A 23,136-nucleotide genomic window follows, 5' to 3' on the forward strand; every position below is an offset into this window, starting at 1 on the left:
ACTCATGTTACAGCTCCTGCTTCCAGTTCTGGGTGCGCAGCACATCGGCGAAGACACCGGCGGCGGTCACTTCGGTCCCTGCGCCATAGCCGCGCAGTACCAGGGGGATGGGCTGGTAATAGGTGGAGAAGAAGGCAAGCGCGTTCTCCCCGTCTTTTACCTTGAACAGGGGCTCGTCGCCACCCACCGCCTTGATGGCCACCTTGCACTTGCCACCCTCGATGGAGCCGACGTAACGCAGCACCTTGCCTTCACGCTGGGCCGCCGCGAACTGGTCGCGGAACCAGCCGTCGGCCTCGGGCAGGCGGGCCATGAAGGCTTCCACGTCGCCGCTCACGTCAAAGCCCGGCGGCAGTGCCTGCTCCACCTCCACATCGGAGAGCTCCAGCGCCATGCCGGCCTCGCGGGCCAGGATCAGGAGCTTGCGAGCCACGTCCATGCCGTTCAGGTCATCGCGGGGATCCGGCTCGGTGAAGCCGTTGCCGCGGGCGATTTGGGTAGCCTCAGAGAAGGCCATCCCCTCATCCAGCTTGCCGAAGATGAAGGAGAGCGACCCGGACAGGATGCCGTCGAAGGCGCGCAGCTTGTCACCGGCCTTGATGAGGTTTTGCAGGTTCTCGATGACCGGCAGGCCCGCGCCCACGTTGGTCTCGTACAGGAACTTGCGACGGGTCTGGCGAGCGGTGCGACGCAGCGCCTTGTAGTAATCGAGCGACCCGGTGTTGGCCTTCTTGTTCGGGGTGACCACGTGGAAACCTGCCCCGAGGAAGTCGGCGTACTGGACGGCCACGGCCTCGCTGGAGGTGCAATCCACGATCACCGGGTTGATGAGGTGGCTCTCTTCCACCAGCTTCTTCACCGCCTCCAGGCTGAAACTGCCTTGTGCTTCCACCAGCTGTTCACGCCAGTTGGCGAGGGCCAGACCATCCTTGTTGACCGCCATCTGGCGGCTGTTGGCGATGCCCACTACTCGCAGGCCGGTGCCCTGCTCGGCCAGTACCGGCTGCTGGCGGGCAATCTGATCCACCAGGGCTGCACCGACGCCGCCCACCCCGACCACGAAGAGATCGATGAACTGCTGGCTGCCAAAGAAGTTCTGGTGGCACGCCTTGATGGCTTCCGCCACCTTGCCGGAGCGCACGACTGCGGAGATGGAGCGCTCGCTCGACCCTTGTGCGATGGCGACGATGTTGATGGAGGCCTGGGCCAGGGAGGTGAAGAAGCGCGCCGCCATCCCCTTGGAGGTACGCATGCCGTCACCGATGAGGGAGATGATGGCCAGATCGGTCATGATCTCGAGCGGGTCCAGCAACTGGTTCTTGAACTCCAGCTCGAACTCGCGCTCCAGCACCTTGCGGGTCTTGTCGCTGTCGTAGCTGTGAATACAGAAGCTGACGCTGTACTCGGAGGACGACTGGGTGATCAGCACGATGCTGACCCCGGCGCGGGAGACGGCGGAGAAGATGCGACCGGCCATGCCCACCATGCCCTTCATGCCGGGACCGGAGACGTTGAACATGCACATGCCGGAGAGATCCGAGATGGCCTTCACCTTCAGATCGTCATCCCCCTGATCGACCCCGATGAGGGTACCCGGACCCTGAGGGTTGAAGCTGTTCTTGATGAGGCAGGGGATGTGGAACTGGGCCACGGGGGCGATGGTCTTCGGGTGCAGCACCTTGGCACCGAAGTAGGAGAGTTCCATCGCCTCTTTATAGGAGAGGGTTTTGAGCAGGTAGGCGTCCGGTACCAGGCGCGGGTCGCAGTTGTAGCAGCCCTCCACGTCGGTCCAGATCTCGCAGCACTCGGCATCGACGCAGGCGGCCAAGACGGCGGCGGAATAGTCGGAGCCGTTGCGGCCCAGCAGCACGGTCTCGCCCTTGTCGCTGCCACCGGTGAAGCCCGGCATCAGGTAGAGACAATCAGAGCGCAGGCCCTTGGCGGCGAAGCGCACCCGGGAGGCTTCGATGTCCACATGGGCTTCGAGGTAGCCGCCATCGGTGACCAGCAACTGCTCGGGCACGATGAGATCCAGCTCGAGGCCGCGCACCCGCAAGAGCTCGTGCATGAAGGCGATGGAGAGGTTCTCGCCACGGCTCAGGATGCGGGCCTGGACGTTGTCCGGGCACAGCCCCAGCAGACGGATACCCTGCATCAGCCGCTCGACCTGATCCAGCTCGGCGGTGAGACGGGCCTGCAGCGCCTTGTCATCCAGCGCGGGATAGGCGGCCTTCAAGCCGGCCAGCAGACGGGAGAAGATACCGTTGATCTCGAACAGGGTACTGCTTGCATCCATGCCGCGACTGGTCTGTTCCACCAGGGCGACCAGGTGATTGGTCACCTTGGCCGGTGCCGACAGCACCAGGGCCACCTGGGATTGGCCATGGGTATTCACCGCGATATCGGCAACCCGCAAGAAACGCTCTGCGTCGGCCAGTGACGACCCGCCAAATTTCAACACTCTCATCGCTATCTCCCTGTATTCCCTGCAAATTGATCTGCTAATTGGTCTAAAAACAATCCAACAAAAAAGCCCGTACTGGGTGGGTACGGGCCTTTTTCTGATTTCTGTGCTTGTTCGTCAGCGCATCAACCGGCCCCAGTGCCACCTGTGGTGGTACCGGTAATAATGGTGGTGGTGATGACGTTGGTGAATAGCTGCATGACGAACACTCTTGAACGAATCTGGTTGTTAGCAATACCGCGCCCGGCGAGGGGCTGTCAACCTAAACCTCCTTGCCAAACTTGCGGGCAAGGTCTTTGCAGAGCAGATGGAGCATATTGAGATCCCGCTGCGGCAGCATGGGCACTCGGTCCATCACCCATTGATGCAGTTTTTCATCCTGCGAAACTCCGAGTTCACCAAGCAATTCTGCTGTTTTTGATTTCAGCACGCGAACCTGCCCGGCACTCTCGAAATTTTCTGCTACGTCCTGCTCGTCGCTCACTTTCTGGTCATCGAGCAGCGGACTCAGCTCATAGGCATACAGCATGATCGCCTGACCCAGGTTCAGGGACGGGTATGAGACCTTGAGAGGCAGGTAGCTGATGAGATCCACCTGGGCGAGCTGTTCGTTGGAGAGTCCGGACTCCTCGCAGCCAAACACGATGGCCACCTTCTCGAGGGAGGGCTTGGCCCGGATCTGGTCGCGAATGTCCGCCGGGGTGAGGTAGTGCTGGTAGCGGCCGCGCTGCCGGGCGGTGGTGGCGACCACCAGATCCATGTCCGCCAGGGCCTCTTCCAGGGTGTCGAAGGCTTGCGCATCCGTCAGGATCTCCTGCGCCCCGTGGGCAACCCAGCTCGCCTCCTCCTCTTCGTGCACCCGGCTCCCCACCAGTCGCATGGCATCGAAGCCCATGGTCTTCATGGCGCGAGCAGCAGCCCCCACGTTGGCGGCACGGGCGGGCGACACCAGCACAAAATAGAGTTTCATCGGGTTCTCTCCAGGATGGGGCCGACGCCGCGAACTGCGGCGAACCGTCGGCAAAACAGGGGCGCAATCTACCGTTTATCCCGAAATATTGCCACTTGAACAGATGTTTGGATGTTGCCATAGTGGCCTTGGACGCGAGTCCGCCGCCTCAGGGCACTGACGCCATGGGCCCGACAGATCACAAGGAAGAGAGAGATGCAGCAGCCATTGGAGCAGGCGGTCGCCGAGACGATCCTGCAACGTTTTGAGTCGTTTTACAGCCGCTTTCTCGAGATAACCCAGGGCAGCAAGAGCCGTTTCGAGAACAGCGACTGGCTGGGAGTGCAGCTCGCCGGTCGAGAGCGCATCCGCCTCTATGATCACCATGTCGGCGCCACCACGGCGCAGATCAAACAGATGATGGGGGAGCTGCTGCCGACCCAGGCCCTGCTCAAGCAGGTGAAAGGCGCCTTCAGCGATCTCCTGCCCCGCTGCGAGAACTTCGAGGTGGCGGAGTCCTTCTTCAACTCCGTCTATCGCCGCATCTTCCGCCATCGCAACATCCGCGACGAAAACCTTTATATCCACCCCTTCGTGAGCCGGGGCGACAAGCCTGACCTGGGATCCTTGCTGCGTATCTATCGCACCGATCTCTCCCACCTGCCCCAGACCCTGAGCCAGCTGCTCGGGGATTACAGCTTCACCCTCCCTTTCGAAGACAAGCAGCGGGACATCATGGATATCCACCGCCATCTGGCAGAGAGCGGCCCGGCCATCCTGCACGAGGAGCCCTTCGCCATCGAGCTGCTCAGGGAGGTGTTCTATCGCAACAAGGGAGCCTATCTGGTGGGGCTCATCCGGGTGAAGGGCGAAGTCTATCCCTTCATCCTGCCCTTGCTCAGCACCGGTCAGAGCATCTATGTGGACACCGTCATCTTCGAGCCGGAGCTGGCTTCCATCGTGTTCGGCTTCGCCCGCGCCTACTTCATGGTCTATGCCCCGGTGCCGGCGCTCTTTGTGGCCTTCCTTCGCCAGATCATGCCCCGCAAGCCGGACTATGAAATCTACAACGCCATCGGCTGCCAGAAACACGGCAAGACCGAGCTCTATCGTCACTACCAGCAGCACCTGGCCCAGAGCCGGGAGCAGTTCGTCATCGCGCCCGGCATCAAGGGGATGGTGATGAGCGTGTTCACCCTCCCCTCCTACGATGTGGTGTTCAAGGTGATAAAAGACGAGTTCACCCCGCCCAAGGAGGTGAGCCACGAGCAGGTGAAGGAGAAATACCGGCTGGTAAAACAGCACGATAGAGTGGGCCGCATGGCAGATACCCAGGAGTTCACCAACTTCGAGTTTCCCCTCGATCGCATCTCGCCGGAGCTGTTGACCGAGCTCAAGGCGGTGGCGCCCTCTGCGCTTACCCTCACCGCCGACAAGCTGGTGATCAAACACCTCTACACCGAGCGCAAGATGATCCCCCTGAACCTCTATCTGGATCAGGCGGACGAACAGCAGACCCGCCTCGCCCTGGAGGAGTACGGCAACGCCATCCGCCAGCTCGCGGCGGCCAACATCTTCCCCGGCGACATGCTGTTCAAGAACTTCGGGGTGACTCGCCACGGCCGGGTGGTCTTCTATGACTACGACGAGATCTGCTATATGACGGAGTGCAACTTCCGCCAGATCCCGCCGCCACGCTACCCGGAGGACGAGTGGAGCGCCGAACCCTGGTATTCGGTGGCACCCAACGACATCTTCCCGGAGGAGTTCGCCACCTTCCTGCTGCAAAAACCCCAGGTGCGGGAGATCATGATGCAGTTGCACAAGGAGCTCTTCGACGCCAACTACTGGAAGATGCTGCAGAGCAACATCAAGGAGGGGATGTTCGAGGATGTCTATCCCTACCGGCGCAAGAAGCGGTTTCGCTTCCAGCGAGGGGGATGACCCGACATCAGGCACAAAAAGGGACTCCATTGAGCCCCCTTTCACATTCTTCTGCACGCTGGCGCAGGGGTCGCCTGCGACAGCCTTTGACGAGATTCCGGCTTATTTCACGGCGTCAAAGGTCAGCAAGGTGGCCTTGTCGGCATCCTTTAGCACCAGCTGTTTGCCGCTGATCTGGAAGCTCGCCACCTTCTCCAGGGTCTGCAGGTAGTTCATCTCCTTGCCGGCCAGATCCCCCGCACACATCATGCGCGTCGAACCCATGGCGCCCAGCGTCAACACGCCGTCATCCTGCTCTGTGATGCCGCCAAAGTAGCGGTTGCAGCCGCCCTTGCCCGCCACCTTGTCACCGGCGACCTGCAGGGTGAAGGTGTCACCGCTCGCCCCTTGCAGTTGCCAGGTCGATGCCTGCAATTGTGCCAGCGTGGAACCCGTAGTCATGGCGCAGCCTCCCAGGGCCAGAGCGGCCAGCAGGATCAGTTTGTTGTTCATCAGTTCACCTCGTGATGGAGCGTGTCGTAACGACACGGAGTGAGGGGCCTGTGTACCATGACTGCAGCGTCAATCAAAACTCTTTTATTGTGATCGGGGTTCCCTTTACTCCCCGCTGGCATGTGCCATGCTTGTAGTCCTGTTCGGACCCAGGGAGGGGAAACGAATGGTCAAGTCTCTCGTCATCGCCATGGCATCCAGCCTCGTCTTTTCGGCTCAGGCCGCCGACTGGAGTTTTCTCCAGACCGAATCGGACAACCCGCTCTACGTCAAAAGCTATTCCGGCGTATTGCTCGGCAACCAGAGCCACCTGGGCGACAACTTCGACCTCTGGCTCATCAATACCGGCTATCAATACCCGCTTCAGGATGACATCAGCCTCTACATGGAGGCCGGCCCCGCCATCGGCCCCCAAAGTGGGCAGGCCGGGTTCAATATCAGCTCTGGGGTGCGCTATCGCCTCTCCCCGTCACTCAACATCGGCAGCCAGCTCAAGCAACTGGAGGTGATCAAGGCCAGCACCCTGGTTGAGCTCAACAGCAGCCTGCTGGTGACCCCTTCCCTGGCCATCACCGCCAATTACGGACTCAGCGCCTTCAGTACGGAACACTTTCTCACTCTGGGAGTGGGCTTCAACTTCTGAGGTTCAGAGGAGCCTGGCGCCGCTCACCAGCACACCGTTGAGGTCGGCGTAGACATAGTCGCCGGGCGCTATGGTCACACCGGCAAAAGAGACCACGGCATCCAGCGTGCCCAGGCCCCGTTTTTCGGTCTTGACCGGGCAGGGGGCCAGGGCCTTGACCCCCAGCGCCAGGGTCGCCAGCGTCCCCACATCCCGCACGGCACCATTGATGAGGATCCCCTCCCACCCCTGCTCCACCGCCTTGATGGCCAGCTGATCCCCGAGCAGCGCCCGACGCAGGGAGCCGCCCCCGTCGATCACCATCACCTTGCCATGGCCGGGACGATTGACCAGATCACGCACCAGGCTGTTGTCTTCAAAGCAGGAGAGGGTCACGGCCTCGCCGTAAAACAGCGCCTTGCCACCATAGTCCTGAAACAGGGGGTCAGCGATCCTAAGGGCATCGCCATGTTCATCGCAAAGGTCGGGCAGCAGGTCCAGCATGATCATCATCCTTCCATGGAGTGAAATGTGTCCGCTCATTCTTTCATCATGTCGGGGCGCTGACAATCCACCGGCCGGGTGCCCTGTCCGGATGGCGGGGGCCATGTCAGCCCGAAAGCCTGAACCGCCAGCGGGACGCAAGCGTCCCCAGATGACAGGGCATCCCTTCCAGCAACACGGGCACCAGCCAGAGCTCTCCTTCACGCACCCAATAGAGGGCATTCTGGCCAAATCGGGCGGCCAGCCGGATCGCCTCTGGCTGCGAAAGCGGCAACAACAGCGACGCCTCCTGCCAGCGCTCATCCTCATCGCTCCCCCAGACCTCTCCCATGACGGGACACTCGCCCACTTGCCGGACAAGGGCTCGCTGGCGACGGGCATTGCGACGCAGCCCCACCCACTGGCTGGCCGGGTTCCAGGCCGTGATAATGGCATAGGCTGGGCAGTGGGGGGGCGCAAAGGGGGCGATGAAGCACACTTTTCTGTAGTTTTCCCACAAAGTCATGTCAACCACATGTTACATCCCATTACATTTATTAAGGGCGAAAAAGCGGGTCAGCCCAAGTATGATGCAGCGAACTCGGGGATTGACTTATATCAAAGCTGAGTTAAAAAGTTGCTATCTGACGGCAAAGAGTGTTGTTATGCGCCTGTTAACTGATAAAATGCAGCAACTTTTGTAATGGACTACCTCTCCGGGCTTCTCTTGTTCAGACTTGTTGAGAGCCCATGTACGGCACAGGGATGCTTGCCGACATAGTTACCAAATTCGCGATGATTCGACCTGATATTCATACCCAGGATGACGTAATAAATTTTCAGGACCGGTCGGATAACGCCAAAGAGTGTTAAAATTTCGATAATTAACTGATAAGAATCTGGGAATACTCATGCAAACACCACATATTCTGATCGTCGAAGACGAGCTGGTCACCCGCAACACCCTCAAGAGCATCTTCGAAGCCGAAGGCTACATCGTGCTGGAAGCCAACAACGGTGACGAGATGCACCAGGCCCTGACCAGCCACACCATCAACCTGGTGATCATGGACATCAACCTGCCGGGCAAGAACGGCCTGCTGCTGGCGCGCGAGTTGCGTGAAGATGACAACATCGCCCTGATGTTCCTGACCGGTCGCGACAACGAAGTGGACAAGATCCTGGGGCTGGAGATCGGCGCAGATGACTACATCACCAAGCCGTTCAATCCCCGTGAACTGACCATCCGTGCCCGCAACCTGCTGAGCCGCACCATGAACGTGGCCGCCGGTGGCGAAGAGAAGAAGCTGGTGGAACGTTATCTGTTCAATGGCTGGGCCCTGGACATCAACAGCCGCGCCCTGGTCAGCCCGGCTGGCGACATGTTCAAGCTGCCCCGCTCCGAGTTCCGCGCCATGCTGCATTTCTGCGAGAACCCGGGCCAGATCCAGACCCGTGCCGAGCTGCTCAAGAAGATGACGGGCCGCGAACTCAAGCCCCACGACCGCACCGTGGACGTGACCATCCGCCGTATTCGCAAGCACTTCGAGAGCGTGGGCGACACCCCGGAGATCATCGCCACCATCCATGGCGAAGGCTATCGCTTCTGCGGCGAGCTGGAGCAGGAGTAATCCTCCCCACTCCCGAGTTGAAAAGGCGCCCTGTGGCGCCTTTTCCATGTCTGCGCCTTTCAGCTTGGCCGCTCTGGCACTCTCGCCGGCATCAAAAAACAGACAACAAAAAGCCCACTCGCAGGAGTGGGCTTTTTGTGTGAAGACTGGAGCGGGCAGCGGGAATCGAACCCGCATCATCAGCTTGGAAGGCTGAGGTAATAGCCATTATACGATGCCCGCTAGGCATCAAAACTTGCTTGGTGTGATGGGGAATCCCCACGACAGACAGCCATCTGGCTGATATGGACAACGGCGCGTGCCGCTATCTGGAATGTGGAGCGGGTGATGGGAATCGAACCCACGTATGCAGCTTGGGAAGCTACCGTTCTACCATTGAACTACACCCGCGTCAGTGGCCTCTACTATATGCATTTTGCCGCCGAGCGCAATCACCGACCTCGCATTTTTTGCCATAAATCAAGCTGTTCGGCCAACTAATGAGCATGAAGCCGATTTTTCACACAATGATGTTCCTCCGCCCGGTTCTGCAAGGTTGCCAAGCCGTGGGGGCGACGATAGTCTTGCGCCACTCGTTTGAGGAGGGTGGTAATGGACAAGAACAGACAGAAACATCTCTATGGCTGGTTGCGCAAACAATCGGGCCATGGTCGGCGCTGGATCGGCATCTCCATCGCCTTCGGGCTGGGTCAGGGCGTCCTGATGGTGATGCAGGCCTGGTTGCTGGCGACCCTGCTTCACGGTTTCATCATCGAAGGCTCCACGCCGAAGCACTCCGCCCCCCTCTTCATCAGTCTGTTGCTGGTGACCCTGACCAAGGCGGCCCTGGCCTATGGCCGCGAGGTGGCGAGTTTCAAGGCGGGCAGTGCGGTGCGCCAGGCCATCCGCGAGCTGGTGCTCACCCGCCTCGCCAGGCTCGGCCCTGCTTATATCCAGCGTCGTCCCGCCGGTAGCTGGGCCAGCCTGCTGCTCGAGCAGATCGAAGAGATGCAGGACTTCTTCTCCCGCTATCTGCCCCAGATGGCCATCGCCGTCTTTATTCCCCTGGTGATCCTGGTCTCCGTGTTCCCGGTCAACTGGGCGGCGGGCCTCATTCTGCTCGGCACGGCCCCCCTCATTCCTCTCTTCATGATCCTGGTGGGGGTGGGTGCCGCCGATGCCAACCGCCGCAACTTCCAGTCGCTGGCGCGCCTCTCAGGCCACTTCCTCGATCGCCTGAAGGGGCTGCGCACCCTGCAGCTTTTCATGCGTACCCGGGCGGAAGGGGAGGCCATCCGCGATGCATCGGAAGATTTTCGCGAGCGCACCATGGAGGTGCTGCGCCTCGCCTTCCTGAGCACGGCCGTGCTGGAGTTCTTCGCCGCCATCGCGGTGGCCCTGGTGGCCGTCTACTTCGGTTTCTCCTACATCGATCACCTCAACTTTGGCAGCTATGGCGTCAAGGTCACCCTCTTTACCGGCCTGTTCGTGCTCTTCCTCGCCCCCGAGTTCTACGCGCCGCTGCGGGAACTCGGTGCCCACTATCACGCCAAGGCACAGGCCATTGGCGCCGCCGAACAACTGCTGGAATTTCTCGAGGCCGACGTGAGCGAACCCGCCTCCGGGACGCTCCCCTTCCATGCGGATGGCCCCGTCAAGGTAGAAGCCCGCAGCCTGGAAGTGCTGAGCGCCGAGGGCAAGGTGCTGGTCGGTCCCCTCGATTTCACGCTGGAAGCCGGCACGCGCACCGCCCTGGTCGGCATCAGCGGCGCGGGCAAGAGCTCCCTGGTCAATGCCCTGCTCGGTTTTGCCCCCTATCGCGGTTCCCTGTGCGTCAACGGAGTGGAACTTCGTACCCTGGACATCAGCCAGTGGCGCCAGCAGCTAGGCTGGCTCTCCCAGAATCCCCAACTCTTCCACAGCTCCCTGCGGGACAACCTGCTTCTGGCCAGACCATCCGCCAGCGACGCCGAGCTGGAATCCGCGCTCAAGCGCGCCCAGGCCTGGGAGTTCGTCAACGAGAAAGGGCTGGACTATCGGGTCGGGGATCAGGCGGGCGGTCTCTCCGTCGGCCAGGCCCAGCGCATCGCCCTTGCCCGTACCCTGCTCAAGACAACCCAGATGATGGTGCTGGATGAACCCACTGCCAGCCTGGATCGCCATTCTGAGCGAGCCGTCATGAGCGCCCTCGAACAGGCCGCACAAGGTCAGACCCTGCTGATGATCACCCACCGCCTCGATCAGCTCAGCCAGATGGACAACATCCTGGTGCTGGCGCACGGCAAGCTGGTGGAGCAGGGACGTTTTGCCGCACTCGGCGAGGCCCAGGGCCCCTTCGCCCGCCTCCTGTCGCAATCCCAAGGTTTCGGAGACTCTCTCGATGACTGATCTATTGCCGTTCCTGCGCCTTTATCGCCAGCACTGGCTCAGCCTCTCCATCGGCCTGCTGCTGGCCCTGGTCACCCTGGTGGCCGGCATGGGCCTGCTCTCCCTCTCCGGCTGGTTCCTCTCCGCCGCCGCCGTCGCCGGGCTGGCGGTCGCCACCCGAGACACCTTCAACTACATGACCCCTGCGGGGGGCGTGCGTTTCTTCTCCATCGTGCGCACCGCCAGTCGCTGGGGCGAGCGGGTCGTGAGCCACGACGCCACCTTCCGGGTGCTGACCCGGCTGCGGGTCTGGTTCTGGCAAAAGCTCTCCCCTCTCTCCCCCGGCTCCCTTGCGGGTTTTCGCCAGGCTGACCTGCTCAACCGTCTGGTGGCCGACATCGATGCCATGGATCACGTCTATCTGCGCCTCATCACCCCCATTGGGGCGGCCCTGCTGAGCTGCGCCGGGCTGGTCTTCTTCCTCTCCTTCTTCGATGGTCGCCTGGCGCTGACGCTGGGAGCCATTCTGCTCTTTGGCATGCTGGCCTTGCCCCTGGTCTTCTATTTTGCCGGGCGCGCGCCGGGCCGCCAGCTCATCGCCGAGAAGTCCAACCTGCGCACCCGCATGGTGGACTATCTGGACGGCCAGGCCGAACTGCAGATGTTCGCCGCCGCTCCCGAGGCACTCACCGGATTGCAGCAGGCGGAGCAGGCCCTGATCCGGGCCCAGGCCCGCATGGCCCGCGTCAGCGGCCTGGCCGCCTTCTCGGTGCAGTTGCTGAGCGGCTGGACTCTGACCCTGATGCTCTGGCTGGCCGGTCACGGCGTCGGTGGCAGTGCCCCTGACCCCATCACGGCACTCATGGTGTTCGCTACCCTGGCGAGCTTCGAGGCGCTGCTGCCGCTGGCCGGTGCCTTCCAGCACCTCTCCACCAGCCTCACCTCCGCCCGCCGTCTCAACGAGATCCTGCAAGAGGCCAAGGCGCCGGAGTGGGGAGCACAGCAAGCCCCCGCTGCCCGGGGTGCCGTGCAGATAAGCGACCTGCATTTCACCTATCCAGGCCAGGATGCTCCCGTGCTGCAAGGGTGCACCCTGCAACTGCATGCCGGGGAGAAGCTGGCGCTGCTGGGGCAGACCGGCTGTGGCAAGTCCACCCTGATGGGGTTGCTGACTCGGGAATGGACGGCCCTATCGGGGGAGATCCTGCTCGATGGCAAGCCCCTCACCGATTACAGCGAAGAGGCGCTGCGCGCCTCCTGCTCCGTGGTGAGCCAGCGGGTCCACCTGTTTGCCGATACCCTGCGTGGCAACCTCACCCTGGCCGCCCCCGGAGCCAGCGACGAACGGCTCATCGAGGTACTCACCCAGGTGGGGCTCGGAACTCTGCTGCGCGATGAGGGTGAGCAGGCCGAACAGGGACTGGATGCCTGGCTCGGGGATGGCGGGCGTCCGCTCTCCGGCGGGGAGCGCCGCCGCATCGGCATCGCCCGCGCCCTGCTCCACGATGCACCGCTCTGGCTGCTGGACGAGCCCACCGAAGGGCTCGATACCCAGACCGAACGGGAGATCATGGATCTGCTGCTGACCCTGGGGGCGGATCGCACCCTGCTGCTCATCTCCCACCGCCTGCTGGGGCTGGAACGGATGGACAGGGTAGCCCTGATGGAAGAGGGTCGCATCCGTCTGTGTGCCCCCCACCAGGAGCTGCTGGAAGATGATCACTACCGCAGCCTGCACCGGCGACTGGCCCCCGCCTGATCCGGGGTCGTCTCGCTACAATCCATTGATATGGCTAAAAATGGGGCTGGTCGCCATCGGCGACTGCCCCCTATAATGGCCCACTCGCCACCCAACAAGATGCCGATATGAAACGCCTGATCCTGATGATGCCCCTGATTGCCTCCGGTTGCGCCGACTTCGCCTTCAACAGCAATCTGGACAAGGAAAACTTCGACGAGTACTTCAAGCCGGGGAGCGTGCGGATCTACGAGCAGAGCGAGCTCGCCGACCTCAACTACCTCTATCTCGGCACCGTCGAGGGGGAATCCTGCCAGAGCGATGCCAATCAGGCGGTGCCCAATGCCGGTGAAGCCCGCACCCTGGCCCGCCGCCGCGTGGCGGACATGGGGGGCAACGGCGTCAGCTTCGACAAGTGCGCCGAGTTCAGCGACGTGCCCGGCTGCCTGAAGCAGGTGATCTGCTACGGTCAGGCGCTGAAAGTGGCCGAAGAGAAGTAAGTCCTGCCATGGCGATCGCCATCGTGCGACTCGGCAGCCCCCGCCTCGAGGATGAGGGGCTTCGCATCGGTACCGTGCGTCGCCCCCCTCGCGGCGTGCCCAAAGCGGCGTTCGCCAGCCAGGATTGGTACGACGTCTGGTTCCCCAATCTGGCCCCCAGCGCCGAGACCATGAAACTCGGTCAGACTGCCGACACCCCGGCCCGGTGGACCGCCTTCTGCAAGCAGTACAAGGCCGAGATGGCCGCCCCGGCCGCGAGGCACGATCTGGCCCTGCTGGCCGCCCTCTCCCACACCACCCATTTCTCGGTGGGATGCTACTGCGAACAGGAGTCCCGCTGTCATCGCAGTGTGCTGAGGACCCTGCTGGCCGACGCGGGTGCATTGCTGCGCTGAGCGCCCGTCATGGATGAACACCCCACATGAGAAGAGGGCACCCCGGGGAGCCCTCTTCTTTATGATGTCGGCTAGTACGCATTCGATGACAAGGAAACCTCCACTCGTCGTCGCAAGGCCTGTTCCTCGTCATGGGTCATGCCCGGCAGCTGCCCCAGGGGGTTGCTGGCAAGCCATACCACCAGATCGTCAACCGTCTCCTCCAGGGGGCGAAAGTTCAGCCCATGAACGATGGCGGCCTCGGCGCTGATGGTGCCATACCCAGCATACTCGGGCAGCTCGTTTGGCAGCAGCGTGGGATAGCTTTGCCAGGGCGCCACCCCTGCCGCCATCAGGTCACGCCAGGGAGCCCACTCGAGCTGCAAGGGGGTCGCTGGCGTCAGCCGGGCAGCGAGGCGCTCCACCCAGTCGTTCAGTGCGATGCCGGGCTTGATCAGGTTGAAGCACCCAGCGAGTCGCTGCTCGGCAGCCCGCAGCACGAACTCGGCACAGTCGCGTACATCCAGGTATTGCAGCCTGTCTTCCCCCAGCCCCGGCAAGAGCCAGGGCCCGCCCCGCTGCACCCGCCTCACCCACCAGGCAAGACGAGCGGTCGGGTCAAAGGGGCCGCAGAGCACGCCGGGGCGCAGGGTGCACAGGCGATCTCCCCAGCGGGCGCGATACACCGACTCGCACAGCACCTTGAGGGGGCCGTAGTCGGTGGGCGTTCCTGCCATCTCGTGCAAGGGGGCCGACTCATCCATGCCGGGTTGGGAAAAATCGCGATAGACACTGATGGTGGAGATGAAGATGAGCCGATCGCAGCGCCCCAGCAGGGCGTCAGAGAGTCCTTCAGCCTGTTCGGGGCGATAGCAGCAGGTGTCGATGACCAGATCCCAGTGCCGCCCCTCGCCCCGCAAGGGGGCCAGGTCCCCGTCTCTGTCCCCGTGAAGCTGGGTCAGCTCCCGCCAATCCGGGTGCTGGCGGTGGCCGCGATTGAACAGCGTCACCTCGTGCCCCCAATCCAGGGCCAGCGTGGTCAGGTGGCGACCCAGAAAGCCGGTGCCGCCGATAATCAACAATTTCATCCCTGTCTCTCCTCTATGGCGCCCTCTCCTTGCAGCCCCTCCACGGGCAGCCGAAACGGCCATGGCCTGGCATGGTGAGCACACGCCCTGATGCCGCCAGGCATATCGTCATGGTGCGGGCAGCAGATTCCTTGTCCGCTCCCCCGCCACCCCTTTTGCCGCCCCACCCTACGCAAGTTGGCACCAGGACACAGCCCCCGGGCACCGGGTCTGGGATCGGGATCACAGGGGCTGCGTCCTGGTACTCCCCCTGCGTTTTCGGCGTGCCTGTGCTACATTGCCCGGGTTTTCAGCCAGGATCCGCCATGAAGTTCGATATCGATACCCTAGGGATCATCCGCTCTCCCTACAAGGAGAAGTTCGCCATACCCCGCCAGCCAGGCCTGGTCAGCGCGGCTCGCGCTCGCCTCGAACTGCTTCCTCCCTATGATCAGCCCGATGTGCTGCGCGGCATCGAGCAATTCTCCCATCTCTGGATCAGCTTCGTGTTTCACCAGACCATGGATCAGGGCTGGCACCCGACGGTGCGCCCGCCGCGCCTCGGCGGCAACGAGAGGGTCGGGGTCTTTGCCACCCGCTCCACCTTCCGCCCCAACCCCCTTGGCCTCTCCGTGGTCGAGCTGCACGGGGTGGGACGTGAGCGCGGCAAGCTCTGGCTCGAGCTGGGCGCCGTGGACTTGCTCGACGGCACCCCCGTCGTCGACATCAAGCCCTATGTCCCCTATGCCGACAGCCTGCCCCACGCCCGTGGCGGTTTCGCCCCCGATGCCCCCACCCCGCCGCTGGCGGTGAGCTTCAGCGCCCAGGCCGAGCAGCAGCTCGCCCCCTGGCTCAAGGCCCACCCGGAGCTGCGTGAACTGGTGAGGGAGGTGCTGGCTCAGGATCCCCGCCCTGCTTACAAGAAGGGCAAGCCGGATGACAAGGTGTACGGTGTCAGATTGTTCGATGTGAACGTGCGATTTCAGATAAAAGAACCGCAATGTCAGGTGCTGACCATCGAACCTGCTTGAAAAATGCCACCCTCCCGGGTGGCTTTTTTATGGGCAAAACAGGGTGCTCAGCGCCGCTGCAGCAGCAGGCTGCCGATGGAGTAACCGGCCCCAAAGGAGCAGAGCACCCCGCGAGCCCCGCTCGGCAGATCCTGGTTGAAGAGGTGGAAGGCGATGATGGAACCCGCCGAGCTGGTGTTGCCGTAGCGATCGAGGATGACAGGCGCCTCCTGCTGGCTGGCGTCATGGCCCAGCAACTTGCGGCCGATGAACTGGTTCATGGTGAGGTTGGCCTGATGGAGCCAGAGCCGGCTCAAGCCATCGGCCGCCCATCCCTGCTCCGCCAGCTGGGAGGCTATCTGCTCGCACACCAGAGGCAGCACCTCCTTGAACACCTTGCGCCCCTGCTGGCGAAACAGCTTGTCGTCGCCGTAGCGGGTGCGCGGGCTGAGCCGGTTCAGGAAGCCGAAGTTGTTGCGGATGTTGTTGGAATACTGGGTCACAAGCTTGCTGGCCACCAGTTGCCAGGGGTTGGCCACCTGGCAATCGGTCTCCCGCTCCAGCAGCACGGCGGTACAGGCGTCACCGAAGATGAAGTGACTGTCCCGATCGCGGAAGTTGAGGTGACCCGAGCAGATCTCCGGATTGACCACCAGCGCCAGCCGGGCGGTGCCTGCCGCCAGCATGTCTGCGGCGGTCTTGATCCCGAAGGTGGCGGAAGAGCAGGCCACGTTCATGTCGAATGCCAGGCCGCTGGCGCCGAGATAGTGCTGCAATTCAATGGCCAGCGCCGGGTAGGGGCGCGGCATGTTGGAGGCGGCGACGATGACAAGATCGATCTCCCCCGGTTCACGACCGGCGGCGATCAGCGCCTGCTCGGCGGCCGCCACCGCCATCTCCACCATGATGGAGGGCTGATCGTCCGGGCGCTCCGCCATGAGCGGTTGCATGATGTCGGGATCCAGCACCCCCTCGCTGCTCACCAGATAGCGGCTCTTGATGCCGGAGGCCTTCTCGATGAACTCGCAGCTCGAGTGCTGCTTGGCAGGCAGCTGCCCTGCATCGATGGCGGAGGCGTTCTCCTCGTTGTAGAGATCCACGTACTGGTTGAAGGCCGCCACCAGCGCTTCATTGCTGACGGCAAAGGGAGGGGTATAGAGGCCTGAGCCACTGATTACGATAGAGGTCATCTTTGCTCCTGGCCGGGTGCAATCCCGGCTTGTCTGTTTTTTAGGGTTCAGAGGGTCACAGCTGGTCGATGGCCGCAGCCAGACCCGCCAGGGTCAGCGGGTGCATCCGCCCGCCGATCAATTCGTTCATCAACTTGATGGAGGGGTGCCACAGCCACTCCTGCCTTGGCAGCGGATTGACCCACACCATCTTGGGGAAATGTTGTTGCAGGCGCCCGAGCCACACCTGGCCGGGCTCCTCGTTCCAGTACTCTACGCTGCCACCTGGCCAGGTGATTTCATAGGGGCCCATCTTCGCATCCCCCACCACCATCACCCTGTAGTCGCTGCCGTAGGTGCGCAGCAGCCGCAGGGTATCGAACCGATCATCAAGGCGCCTGGCATTGTCCTGCCAGACGAAGTCGTAGAGGCAGTTGTGAAAATAGAAGAACACCAGGTGCTTGAACTCGTGGCGCAGGGCCGAAAAGAGGCGCTGCACCTCGGCCACATGGGCATCCATGGAGCCCCCTACGTCGAAGAAGACCAGCAGTTTGACCCCGTTGTGGCGCTCGGGCCGCAGCTTCACATCGAGCCAGCCTTGCCTGGCCGAGCTTTGGATGGTGTCGTCGAGATCCAGCTCGTCGGGATTGCCCCGGCGCACCCAGCGTCTGAGCTTGCGCAGGGCGAGCTGGATGGCGCGCTGCCCCAGGGGCGAGTCGTCACTGAAGTTGCGAAAGTGGCGCGCTTCCCACACCTTGGTCGCCCGCCCGTGCTGGCCCTCTCCCCCCATGCGGATCCCTTCCGGGTGATAGCCGCCGTGACCGAACGGGCTGCTGCCCCCGGTGCCGACCCACTTGTTGCCGCCGGCGTGACGCTCCTTCTGCTCGCTTAGCCGCTGATTGAGGGTCTCCAGCAGCTTGTCCAACCCGCCAAGGGATTGGAGCAACGCCTTCTCCTCGGGGCTTAACAGTCGCTCGAACTCCTTGCGCAGCCACTCCTCGGGCAGGCTCTCCGGCAACAGGGGGATGGCGGCCAACCCCTCGTAATACTCGGCGAAGGCGCGATCGAAGCGATCGTAGTGCGCCTCGTCTTTCACCAGCAGGCAGCGGGATAGCTGGTAGAACTCGTCCATGTCGAGGCTGGCCAGTCTGGCTGCCAGCGCCGCGTGCAGGTCGAGCAGCTCCCGCAGGCTGCAAGGAAGCTTGTGGCGGCGCAGGTGAAGGAAGAAGTCGATGAGCATTCAGCCGCCGCGTCTGGCCAGAAAAGCGAGCTTCTCGAACAGATGCAGGTCCTGCTCGGTCTTGAGCAGGGCGCCGTAGAGGGCAGGCACCAGTTTGCCCGGCTCGCGGGTGCGCAGGGCTTCGGGGGCGATGTCGTCGGCCAACAACAGCCGGATCCAGTCCAGCAGCTCCGAGGTGGACGGCTTCTTGCGCAGCCCCTCTACCTCGCGCAGCTCGAAGAAGAGCTCCATCGCCTCACCAAGCAGGCTCTCCTTGAGGTTTGGGTAGTGGAGCTTGACGATGGTCTGCATCTCGGCCTTGTCGGGGAAGCGGATGTAGTGGAAGAAGCAGCGGCGCAGGAAGGCATCCGGCAGCTCTTTTTCGTTGTTGGAGGTGATGATGACCACCGGCCGCTGGCGGGCCTTGACTCGCTCGCCGGTCTCGTAGACATCGAACTCCATCCGATCCAGCTCCAGCAGCAGATCGTTGGGAAACTCGATGTCCGCCTTGTCGATTTCATCGATGAGCAGCACTGGCCGCTGCTCTGCCCTGAAGGCCTGCCACAGCTTACCCCGGCGGATGTAGTGGCCTATCTCCCCTACCCTGGGGTCGCCAAGCTGGGAGTCTCGCAGCCGGGCGACGGCATCATATTCGTAGAGCCCCTGCTGGGCCTTGGTGGTGGACTTGATGTGCCAGCTGATGAGCTCGGCGCCCAGGGATTCGGCCACCGCCTCCGCCAGCACTGTCTTGCCCGTACCGGGCTCACCCTTGATGAGCAGCGGCTTCTCCAGCACGATGGCGGCATCGACGGCCATCTTCAGTGCCTGTGATGCGAGATAGCGGTCGCTTCCTGCAAATCCCATGAGATCCCTTCCATTGGATGCCCAGGCAGCGGGAGCCCCCTCGGCAAGAGAGAATAAGTTCTATATGTTGTAATAACATATTGTTATAACGATTCGTCACTTCTCATTCAGAAACCACAGGGTAATCTTGTTTCATCGCCTTAACAAACACAGGGATAGCACCATGAGCAAAATTTTTGAGGACAACAGCCAGACCATAGGCAACACCCCGCTTGTTCGTCTCAACCGTGTTACCAAGGGCCGCGTGCTGGCCAAGATCGAGAGCCGCAACCCAAGCTTCAGCGTCAAGTGCCGGATCGGTGCCAACCTCATCTGGGATGCCGAGAAACGCGGCGTGCTGACCAAGGGCAAGGAGATCATCGAGCCCACCAGCGGCAACACGGGCATTGCCCTGGCATTCGTGGCTGCGGCCCGCGGCTATCCCATCACCCTGACCATGCCGGCCACCATGAGCCTGGAGCGCCGCAAGCTGCTCAAGGCCCTGGGTGCCAACCTGGTGCTGACCGAAGGTCCCCTCGGCATGAAGGGCGCCATCGCCAAGGCCAACGAGATCCTCGAATCCGAGCCGGGCAAGTACGTGCTGCTGCAACAGTTTGAAAACCCGGCCAACCCGGAAATCCACGAGCAGACCACTGGACCCGAGATCTGGGACGCCACCGATGGCGAGGTGGATGTGTTCGTGGCGGGCGTCGGCACCGGCGGCACCATCACCGGGGTCTCCCGCTACATCAAGAAGACCAAAGGCAAGGCCATCGTCTCCGTGGCGGTCGAGCCCAGCGAATCCCCCGTCATCAGCCAGAAACTGGCGGGTGAAGAGATAAAGCCCGGTCCCCACAAGATCCAGGGCATCGGCGCCGGCTTCATCCCGGGCAACCTGGATTTGAGCCTGCTGGACCGCGTCGAGCAGGTGAGCAGTGACGAAGCCATCGAGATGGCCCGCCGCCTGATGGAAGAGGAAGGGATCCTGGCCGGTATCAGCTCCGGCGCTGCCGTGGTCGCTGCCAACCGTCTGGCCGAGCAGCCGGAGTTCGAAGGGAAAACGATTGTCGTCATCCTGCCGAGCGCCGCCGAGCGTTACCTCTCCAGCGCCCTCTTCGCCGGTGTGTTCAGCGAGCAGGAATTGCAGCAGTAGTTGATCAGCCAACACCAAAACGACGGCGCTCCTCGGAGCGCCGTTTTCATTATGCGCTAAACTCTCTAGCCACCAGTGCCACTCGGCCCCTTATTTTTTGGGGTAAAATAACAAAATTGGATATGACAAAAAAAGCAGACATTCTGTGATAAATCTCATATCCTGTGCGGCGTCACGAGGTGTTTGCTGGCAAGGTATCACAAGGTAACAAAGTGTTATTTTTCGTTATAAAATAATTTCAGGCCAGTCCTGACGCGGCTTACAGCCTGATAGCGAAAAAATACCTGGCCACGACGCCGAATACTGCACAGAAAATTGACCTGGATTAAACCATTGCAGGTCTGATTTCGTTACTTTACAACATATCCATACTGACACGGTGAGACAGGAAGCCTCATTAGCGACCATCTCTCCAAACAATATCAATAATATGGGGTGAAACCATGTACGAGAAGTCTGTTGTTATTACTGCTGAAAACGGCCTGCACACCCGTCCTGCAGCTCAGTTCGTGAAAGAAGCCAAAGAATTCCAAAGCGAGATCACTGTGGTCTCCGGTGGCAAATCCGCCAGCGCCAAGAGCCTGTTCAAGCTCCAGACCCTGGGTCTGACCAAAGGCACCAACGTGACCATCCAGGCTGACGGCCCGGACGCTCAGAAAGCCGTTGAGAAGCTGGTTGCCCTGATGGACGAGCTGGAGTAATCCAGCTTTATTCCTCCCCCACAGTCGTTTTAATAGGAAGGATTATGATATCTGGCATTCTTGCGTCCCCCGGTATCGCATTCGGCAAGGCGCTTCTTCTGAAAGAAGATGAAATCGTTATCAATCAGGGCAAGATTCCCGCCGAACAGATTGATGCCGAGATCAACCGCTTCCTCGAAGCCCGCACCAAGTCAGCCGCACAGCTGGAAGCCATCAAAGAGATGGCCGGTCGCACCTTCGGTGAAGAAAAAGAGGCCATCTTCGAAGGCCACATCATGCTGCTCGAAGATGAAGAGCTGGAAGGGGATATCAGATCCTTCATCAAAGAACACAAAGCCTCTGCCGACAGAGCCGTTCACGAGGTGATCGAACAGTACGCCAAGATGATGGCCGATCTGGATGACCCCTATCTGCGTGAGCGCGCCACCGACTTCCGTGACATCGGCACCCGTCTGGTCAAGAACGTACTGGGCATCGCCGTTGTCAACCTGAGCACCATCGACGAAGAGGTCATCCTGGTCGCCAAAGACCTGACCCCGTCTGAAACCGCTCAGATCAACCTGAAATACGTGCTGGGTTTCGTCACCGACATCGGTGGCCGTACCTCCCACACCTCCATCATGGCCCGCTCCCTGGAGCTGCCGGCCGTCGTGGGCACCAACGACATCACCGAGCGCGTCAAGAACGGTGACATGCTGGTGCTGGATGCGATCAACAACCAGGTCATCATCAACCCGACCGCCGACCAGTTGAACGAAGCCAAGAAGTTCCAGGCCCAGTTCCAGGCAGAGAAGGACGAGCTGGCCAAGCTCAAAGACCTGCCTGCCATCACTCTGGATGGCCACCAGGTCGAAGTGTGCGCCAACATCGGGACCGTCAAGGATACCGAAGGTGCCATCCGCAACGGCGCCGAAGGCGTGGGTCTGTACCGTACCGAATTCCTGTTCATGGACCGTGACGCGCTGCCGACCGAAGACGAGCAGTTCAAGGCTTACAAGGAAGTGGCCGAAGCCATGCCGGATCAACCGATCATTGTCCGTACCATGGACATCGGCGGCGACAAAGAACTGCCCTACATGAATTTCCCGAAAGAGATGAACCCCTTCCTGGGCTGGCGTGCCGTGCGTATCTTCTTCGATCGCACCGACATCATGCACGCCCAGCTGCGGGCCATCCTGCGTGCGTCTGCCTTCGGCAAACTGCGCATCATGTTCCCGATGATCATCTCCGTCGAAGAGTTCCGCAGCCTGAAGGCTACCGTGGAGACGCTGAAAGCCGAACTGCGTGCCGAAGGCAAAGCCTTTGATGAATCCATCGAAGTGGGTATCATGATCGAGACCCCGGCCGCGGCCGTGATGGCTCATCATCTGGCCAAGGAAGTGGATTTCTTCAGTATCGGTACCAACGACCTGACCCAGTACACCCTGGCTGTCGACCGTGGTAACGAGATGATTTCCGCCATGTACAACCCGCTGTCACCCTCCGTCCTGACCCTGATCAAGATGGTGATCGACGCTTCCCATGACAATGGCAAGTGGACCGGTATGTGCGGTGAACTGGCTGGTGACGAACGCGCCACCCTGCTGCTGCTGGGTATGGGTCTGGATGAGTTCTCCATGAGCGCCATCTCTGTACCGCGTATCAAGAAGCTTATCCGCAACACCAACTTCGAAGATGTGAAGGCCATGGCCGACCAGGCGCTGAGCTTTGCCACCGCCGCCGAAATCGAAGCGTGCGTAGATAACTTTATTAAGCAGAAGGCAGTCTGCTAAGATCGGCTGCAAACAGCGACAATCATCTCTAGGAGCTTTTACTATGGGTCTGTTCGACAAACTGAAGAAACTGGTTTCCGACGACAGTTCTGACACTGGCGGCATCGAAATCTTTGCTCCGCTGTCCGGCGAAATCGTCCCCATCGAAGATGTGCCTGACGTCGTCTTCGCCGAGAAGATCGTCGGCGACGGCATCGCCATCAAGCCGGCCGGCAACAAGATGGTTGCTCCGTGCGACGGCACCATCGGCAAAATCTTCGAGACCAACCACGCGTTCTCTCTGGAGTCCGACTCTGGTATCGAGCTGTTCGTTCACTTCGGTATCGACACCGTCGAGCTGAAGGGTGAAGGTTTCACCCGTATCGCTCAGGAAGGTCAACAGGTCAAGCGCGGTGACACCATCATCGAGTTCGATCTGGCCGTTCTGGAAGCCAAAGCCAAGTCTACCCTGACGCCTGTGGTCATCTCCAACATGGACGAGATCAAAGAGCTGGTGAAAATGACTGGCGCCGTGACCGTGGGCGAAACCCCGGTGATCCGCATCAAGAAATAATGCGCCCTGGCCTGACGCCAGCGACCGCCAAAAACCGAAGCCTGGTGCTTCGGTTTTTTTTTGCCCCTTCCATCTCCTGATACTCCATGGGCTCCCGCACAGGTCA

The 23,136-nt window shown here is 61.3% G+C and carries 21 protein-coding genes and 2 tRNA genes; 12 read left to right on the top strand and 11 right to left on the bottom strand.

All coding sequences use genetic code 11. The features are described 5' to 3' along the window. Window positions 1–7 precede the first annotated feature (7 nt). Together thrA and BGO64_RS20325 are read right to left on the bottom strand one after the other, a co-directional pair. Window positions 8–2,467, bottom strand: a complete 2,460-nt coding sequence (gene thrA, locus BGO64_RS20320; RefSeq protein ID WP_104454504.1) for a bifunctional aspartate kinase/homoserine dehydrogenase I — start codon at window positions 2,465–2,467, stop codon at window positions 8–10. A gap of 259 nt (window positions 2,468–2,726) precedes the next feature. Continuing rightward, window positions 2,727–3,434 (bottom strand): tRNA/rRNA methyltransferase, encoded by a 708-nt coding sequence (locus BGO64_RS20325; protein ID WP_039039357.1) that lies wholly within the window; start codon window positions 3,432–3,434, stop codon window positions 2,727–2,729. Window positions 3,435–3,629: 195 nt separating this feature from the next. Here BGO64_RS20325 and aceK point away from each other — a divergent pair, with 195 nt between their 5' ends. After that, on the top strand, window positions 3,630–5,357 hold the full coding sequence (aceK, locus tag BGO64_RS20330) for a bifunctional isocitrate dehydrogenase kinase/phosphatase (protein ID WP_167825481.1): 1,728 nt from the start codon (window positions 3,630–3,632) through the stop codon (window positions 5,355–5,357). Between the two features lie 102 nt (window positions 5,358–5,459). On the opposite strand, the gene BGO64_RS20335 is transcribed toward aceK, so the two are convergent. Next, a complete protein-coding gene (locus BGO64_RS20335) occupies window positions 5,460–5,849 on the bottom strand; it encodes an META domain-containing protein (protein WP_010673585.1) in 390 nt (129 codons plus the stop codon). A gap of 166 nt (window positions 5,850–6,015) precedes the next feature. Between BGO64_RS20335 and BGO64_RS20340 the strand changes: the two genes are divergently transcribed. Next, window positions 6,016–6,492 carry a hypothetical protein gene (locus BGO64_RS20340; protein ID WP_286701273.1) on the top strand — a complete coding sequence of 159 codons (477 nt, stop codon included), beginning with the start codon at window positions 6,016–6,018 and terminating at the stop codon, window positions 6,490–6,492. A 3-nt stretch (window positions 6,493–6,495) separates the two neighbouring features. On the opposite strand, the gene BGO64_RS20345 is transcribed toward BGO64_RS20340, so the two are convergent. Beyond that, the gene (locus BGO64_RS20345; RefSeq protein WP_102949235.1) at window positions 6,496–6,975 is read right to left on the bottom strand and encodes a putative 4-hydroxy-4-methyl-2-oxoglutarate aldolase; all 480 of its coding nucleotides are present in this window, start codon (window positions 6,973–6,975) and stop codon (window positions 6,496–6,498) included. A gap of 106 nt (window positions 6,976–7,081) precedes the next feature. Then, window positions 7,082–7,480 (bottom strand): DUF3293 domain-containing protein, encoded by a 399-nt coding sequence (locus tag BGO64_RS20350; RefSeq protein ID WP_286701274.1) that lies wholly within the window; start codon window positions 7,478–7,480, stop codon window positions 7,082–7,084. Between the two features lie 385 nt (window positions 7,481–7,865). Between BGO64_RS20350 and arcA the strand changes: the two genes are divergently transcribed. After that, complete coding sequence (arcA, locus tag BGO64_RS20355; protein ID WP_010673581.1) at window positions 7,866–8,585, top strand: two-component system response regulator ArcA; 720 nt, start codon at window positions 7,866–7,868, stop codon at window positions 8,583–8,585. Window positions 8,586–8,732: 147 nt separating this feature from the next. Here the strand turns inward: arcA and BGO64_RS20360 are convergent. Both BGO64_RS20360 and BGO64_RS20365 read right to left on the bottom strand, forming a co-directional pair. Next, a tRNA-Gly gene (locus BGO64_RS20360) sits at window positions 8,733–8,807 on the bottom strand. Window positions 8,808–8,901: 94 nt separating this feature from the next. Beyond that, window positions 8,902–8,975 (bottom strand) — tRNA-Gly (locus BGO64_RS20365). Window positions 8,976–9,176: 201 nt separating this feature from the next. On the opposite strand from BGO64_RS20365, the gene cydD reads away from it, so the two are divergent. The 4 genes from cydD (at window position 9,177) to BGO64_RS20385 (ending at window position 13,564) form a co-directional block, all read left to right on the top strand. After that, window positions 9,177–10,952, top strand: coding sequence for a heme ABC transporter permease/ATP-binding protein CydD (cydD, locus tag BGO64_RS20370; RefSeq protein WP_139737425.1), 1,776 nt, complete (start codon window positions 9,177–9,179; stop codon window positions 10,950–10,952). Next, window positions 10,945–12,690, top strand: a complete 1,746-nt coding sequence (gene cydC / locus BGO64_RS20375; protein ID WP_042878895.1) for a heme ABC transporter ATP-binding protein/permease CydC — start codon at window positions 10,945–10,947, stop codon at window positions 12,688–12,690. The genes cydD and cydC overlap by 8 nt, the downstream gene beginning before the upstream one ends. A gap of 107 nt (window positions 12,691–12,797) precedes the next feature. Continuing rightward, the gene (gene rcsF, locus BGO64_RS20380; protein ID WP_010673578.1) at window positions 12,798–13,169 is read left to right on the top strand and encodes an Rcs stress response system protein RcsF; all 372 of its coding nucleotides are present in this window, start codon (window positions 12,798–12,800) and stop codon (window positions 13,167–13,169) included. 8 nt (window positions 13,170–13,177) lie between these two features. Continuing rightward, a complete protein-coding gene (locus BGO64_RS20385) occupies window positions 13,178–13,564 on the top strand; it encodes a DUF488 domain-containing protein (protein WP_104454513.1) in 387 nt (128 codons plus the stop codon). 71 nt (window positions 13,565–13,635) lie between these two features. On the opposite strand, the gene BGO64_RS20390 is transcribed toward BGO64_RS20385, so the two are convergent. After that, window positions 13,636–14,631, bottom strand: coding sequence for an NAD-dependent epimerase/dehydratase family protein (locus BGO64_RS20390; RefSeq protein WP_286701275.1), 996 nt, complete (start codon window positions 14,629–14,631; stop codon window positions 13,636–13,638). A 305-nt stretch (window positions 14,632–14,936) separates the two neighbouring features. On the opposite strand from BGO64_RS20390, the gene tsaA reads away from it, so the two are divergent. Further along, the gene (tsaA, locus tag BGO64_RS20395) at window positions 14,937–15,641 is read left to right on the top strand and encodes a tRNA (N6-threonylcarbamoyladenosine(37)-N6)-methyltransferase TrmO (protein ID WP_041213296.1); all 705 of its coding nucleotides are present in this window, start codon (window positions 14,937–14,939) and stop codon (window positions 15,639–15,641) included. A gap of 47 nt (window positions 15,642–15,688) precedes the next feature. On the opposite strand, the gene BGO64_RS20400 is transcribed toward tsaA, so the two are convergent. Genes BGO64_RS20400 through BGO64_RS20410 form a run of 3 tightly spaced genes read right to left on the bottom strand, consistent with a single transcriptional unit; the run spans window position 15,689 to window position 18,872 of the window. Beyond that, window positions 15,689–16,810, bottom strand: a complete 1,122-nt coding sequence (locus BGO64_RS20400; protein ID WP_151028672.1) for a beta-ketoacyl-ACP synthase III — start codon at window positions 16,808–16,810, stop codon at window positions 15,689–15,691. Between the two features lie 55 nt (window positions 16,811–16,865). Next, window positions 16,866–18,029: a vWA domain-containing protein gene (locus BGO64_RS20405; RefSeq protein WP_253585260.1), complete on the bottom strand. Its 1,164-nt coding sequence runs from the start codon at window positions 18,027–18,029 to the stop codon at window positions 16,866–16,868. After that, window positions 18,030–18,872 carry an AAA family ATPase gene (locus BGO64_RS20410; RefSeq protein WP_286701276.1) on the bottom strand — a complete coding sequence of 281 codons (843 nt, stop codon included), beginning with the start codon at window positions 18,870–18,872 and terminating at the stop codon, window positions 18,030–18,032. It abuts the gene before it with no gap. 163 nt (window positions 18,873–19,035) lie between these two features. Between BGO64_RS20410 and cysK the strand changes: the two genes are divergently transcribed. The 4 genes from cysK (at window position 19,036) to crr (ending at window position 23,030) form a co-directional block, all read left to right on the top strand. Next, entirely contained in the window at window positions 19,036–20,004 is a 969-nt protein-coding gene (gene cysK, locus BGO64_RS20415; protein WP_010673571.1) for a cysteine synthase A, read from the top strand. Between the two features lie 443 nt (window positions 20,005–20,447). Next, on the top strand, window positions 20,448–20,705 hold the full coding sequence (locus tag BGO64_RS20420; RefSeq protein WP_005303128.1) for an HPr family phosphocarrier protein: 258 nt from the start codon (window positions 20,448–20,450) through the stop codon (window positions 20,703–20,705). Between the two features lie 44 nt (window positions 20,706–20,749). Continuing rightward, window positions 20,750–22,477: a phosphoenolpyruvate-protein phosphotransferase PtsI gene (gene ptsI, locus BGO64_RS20425; protein ID WP_041213301.1), complete on the top strand. Its 1,728-nt coding sequence runs from the start codon at window positions 20,750–20,752 to the stop codon at window positions 22,475–22,477. Between the two features lie 43 nt (window positions 22,478–22,520). Then, window positions 22,521–23,030: a PTS glucose transporter subunit IIA gene (gene crr / locus BGO64_RS20430; RefSeq protein WP_010673569.1), complete on the top strand. Its 510-nt coding sequence runs from the start codon at window positions 22,521–22,523 to the stop codon at window positions 23,028–23,030. Window positions 23,031–23,136 lie beyond the last annotated feature (106 nt).

The organism is Aeromonas sp. 62-46 (assembly GCF_001898585.1).
GTDB lineage: Bacteria > Pseudomonadota > Gammaproteobacteria > Enterobacterales > Aeromonadaceae > Aeromonas > Aeromonas caviae.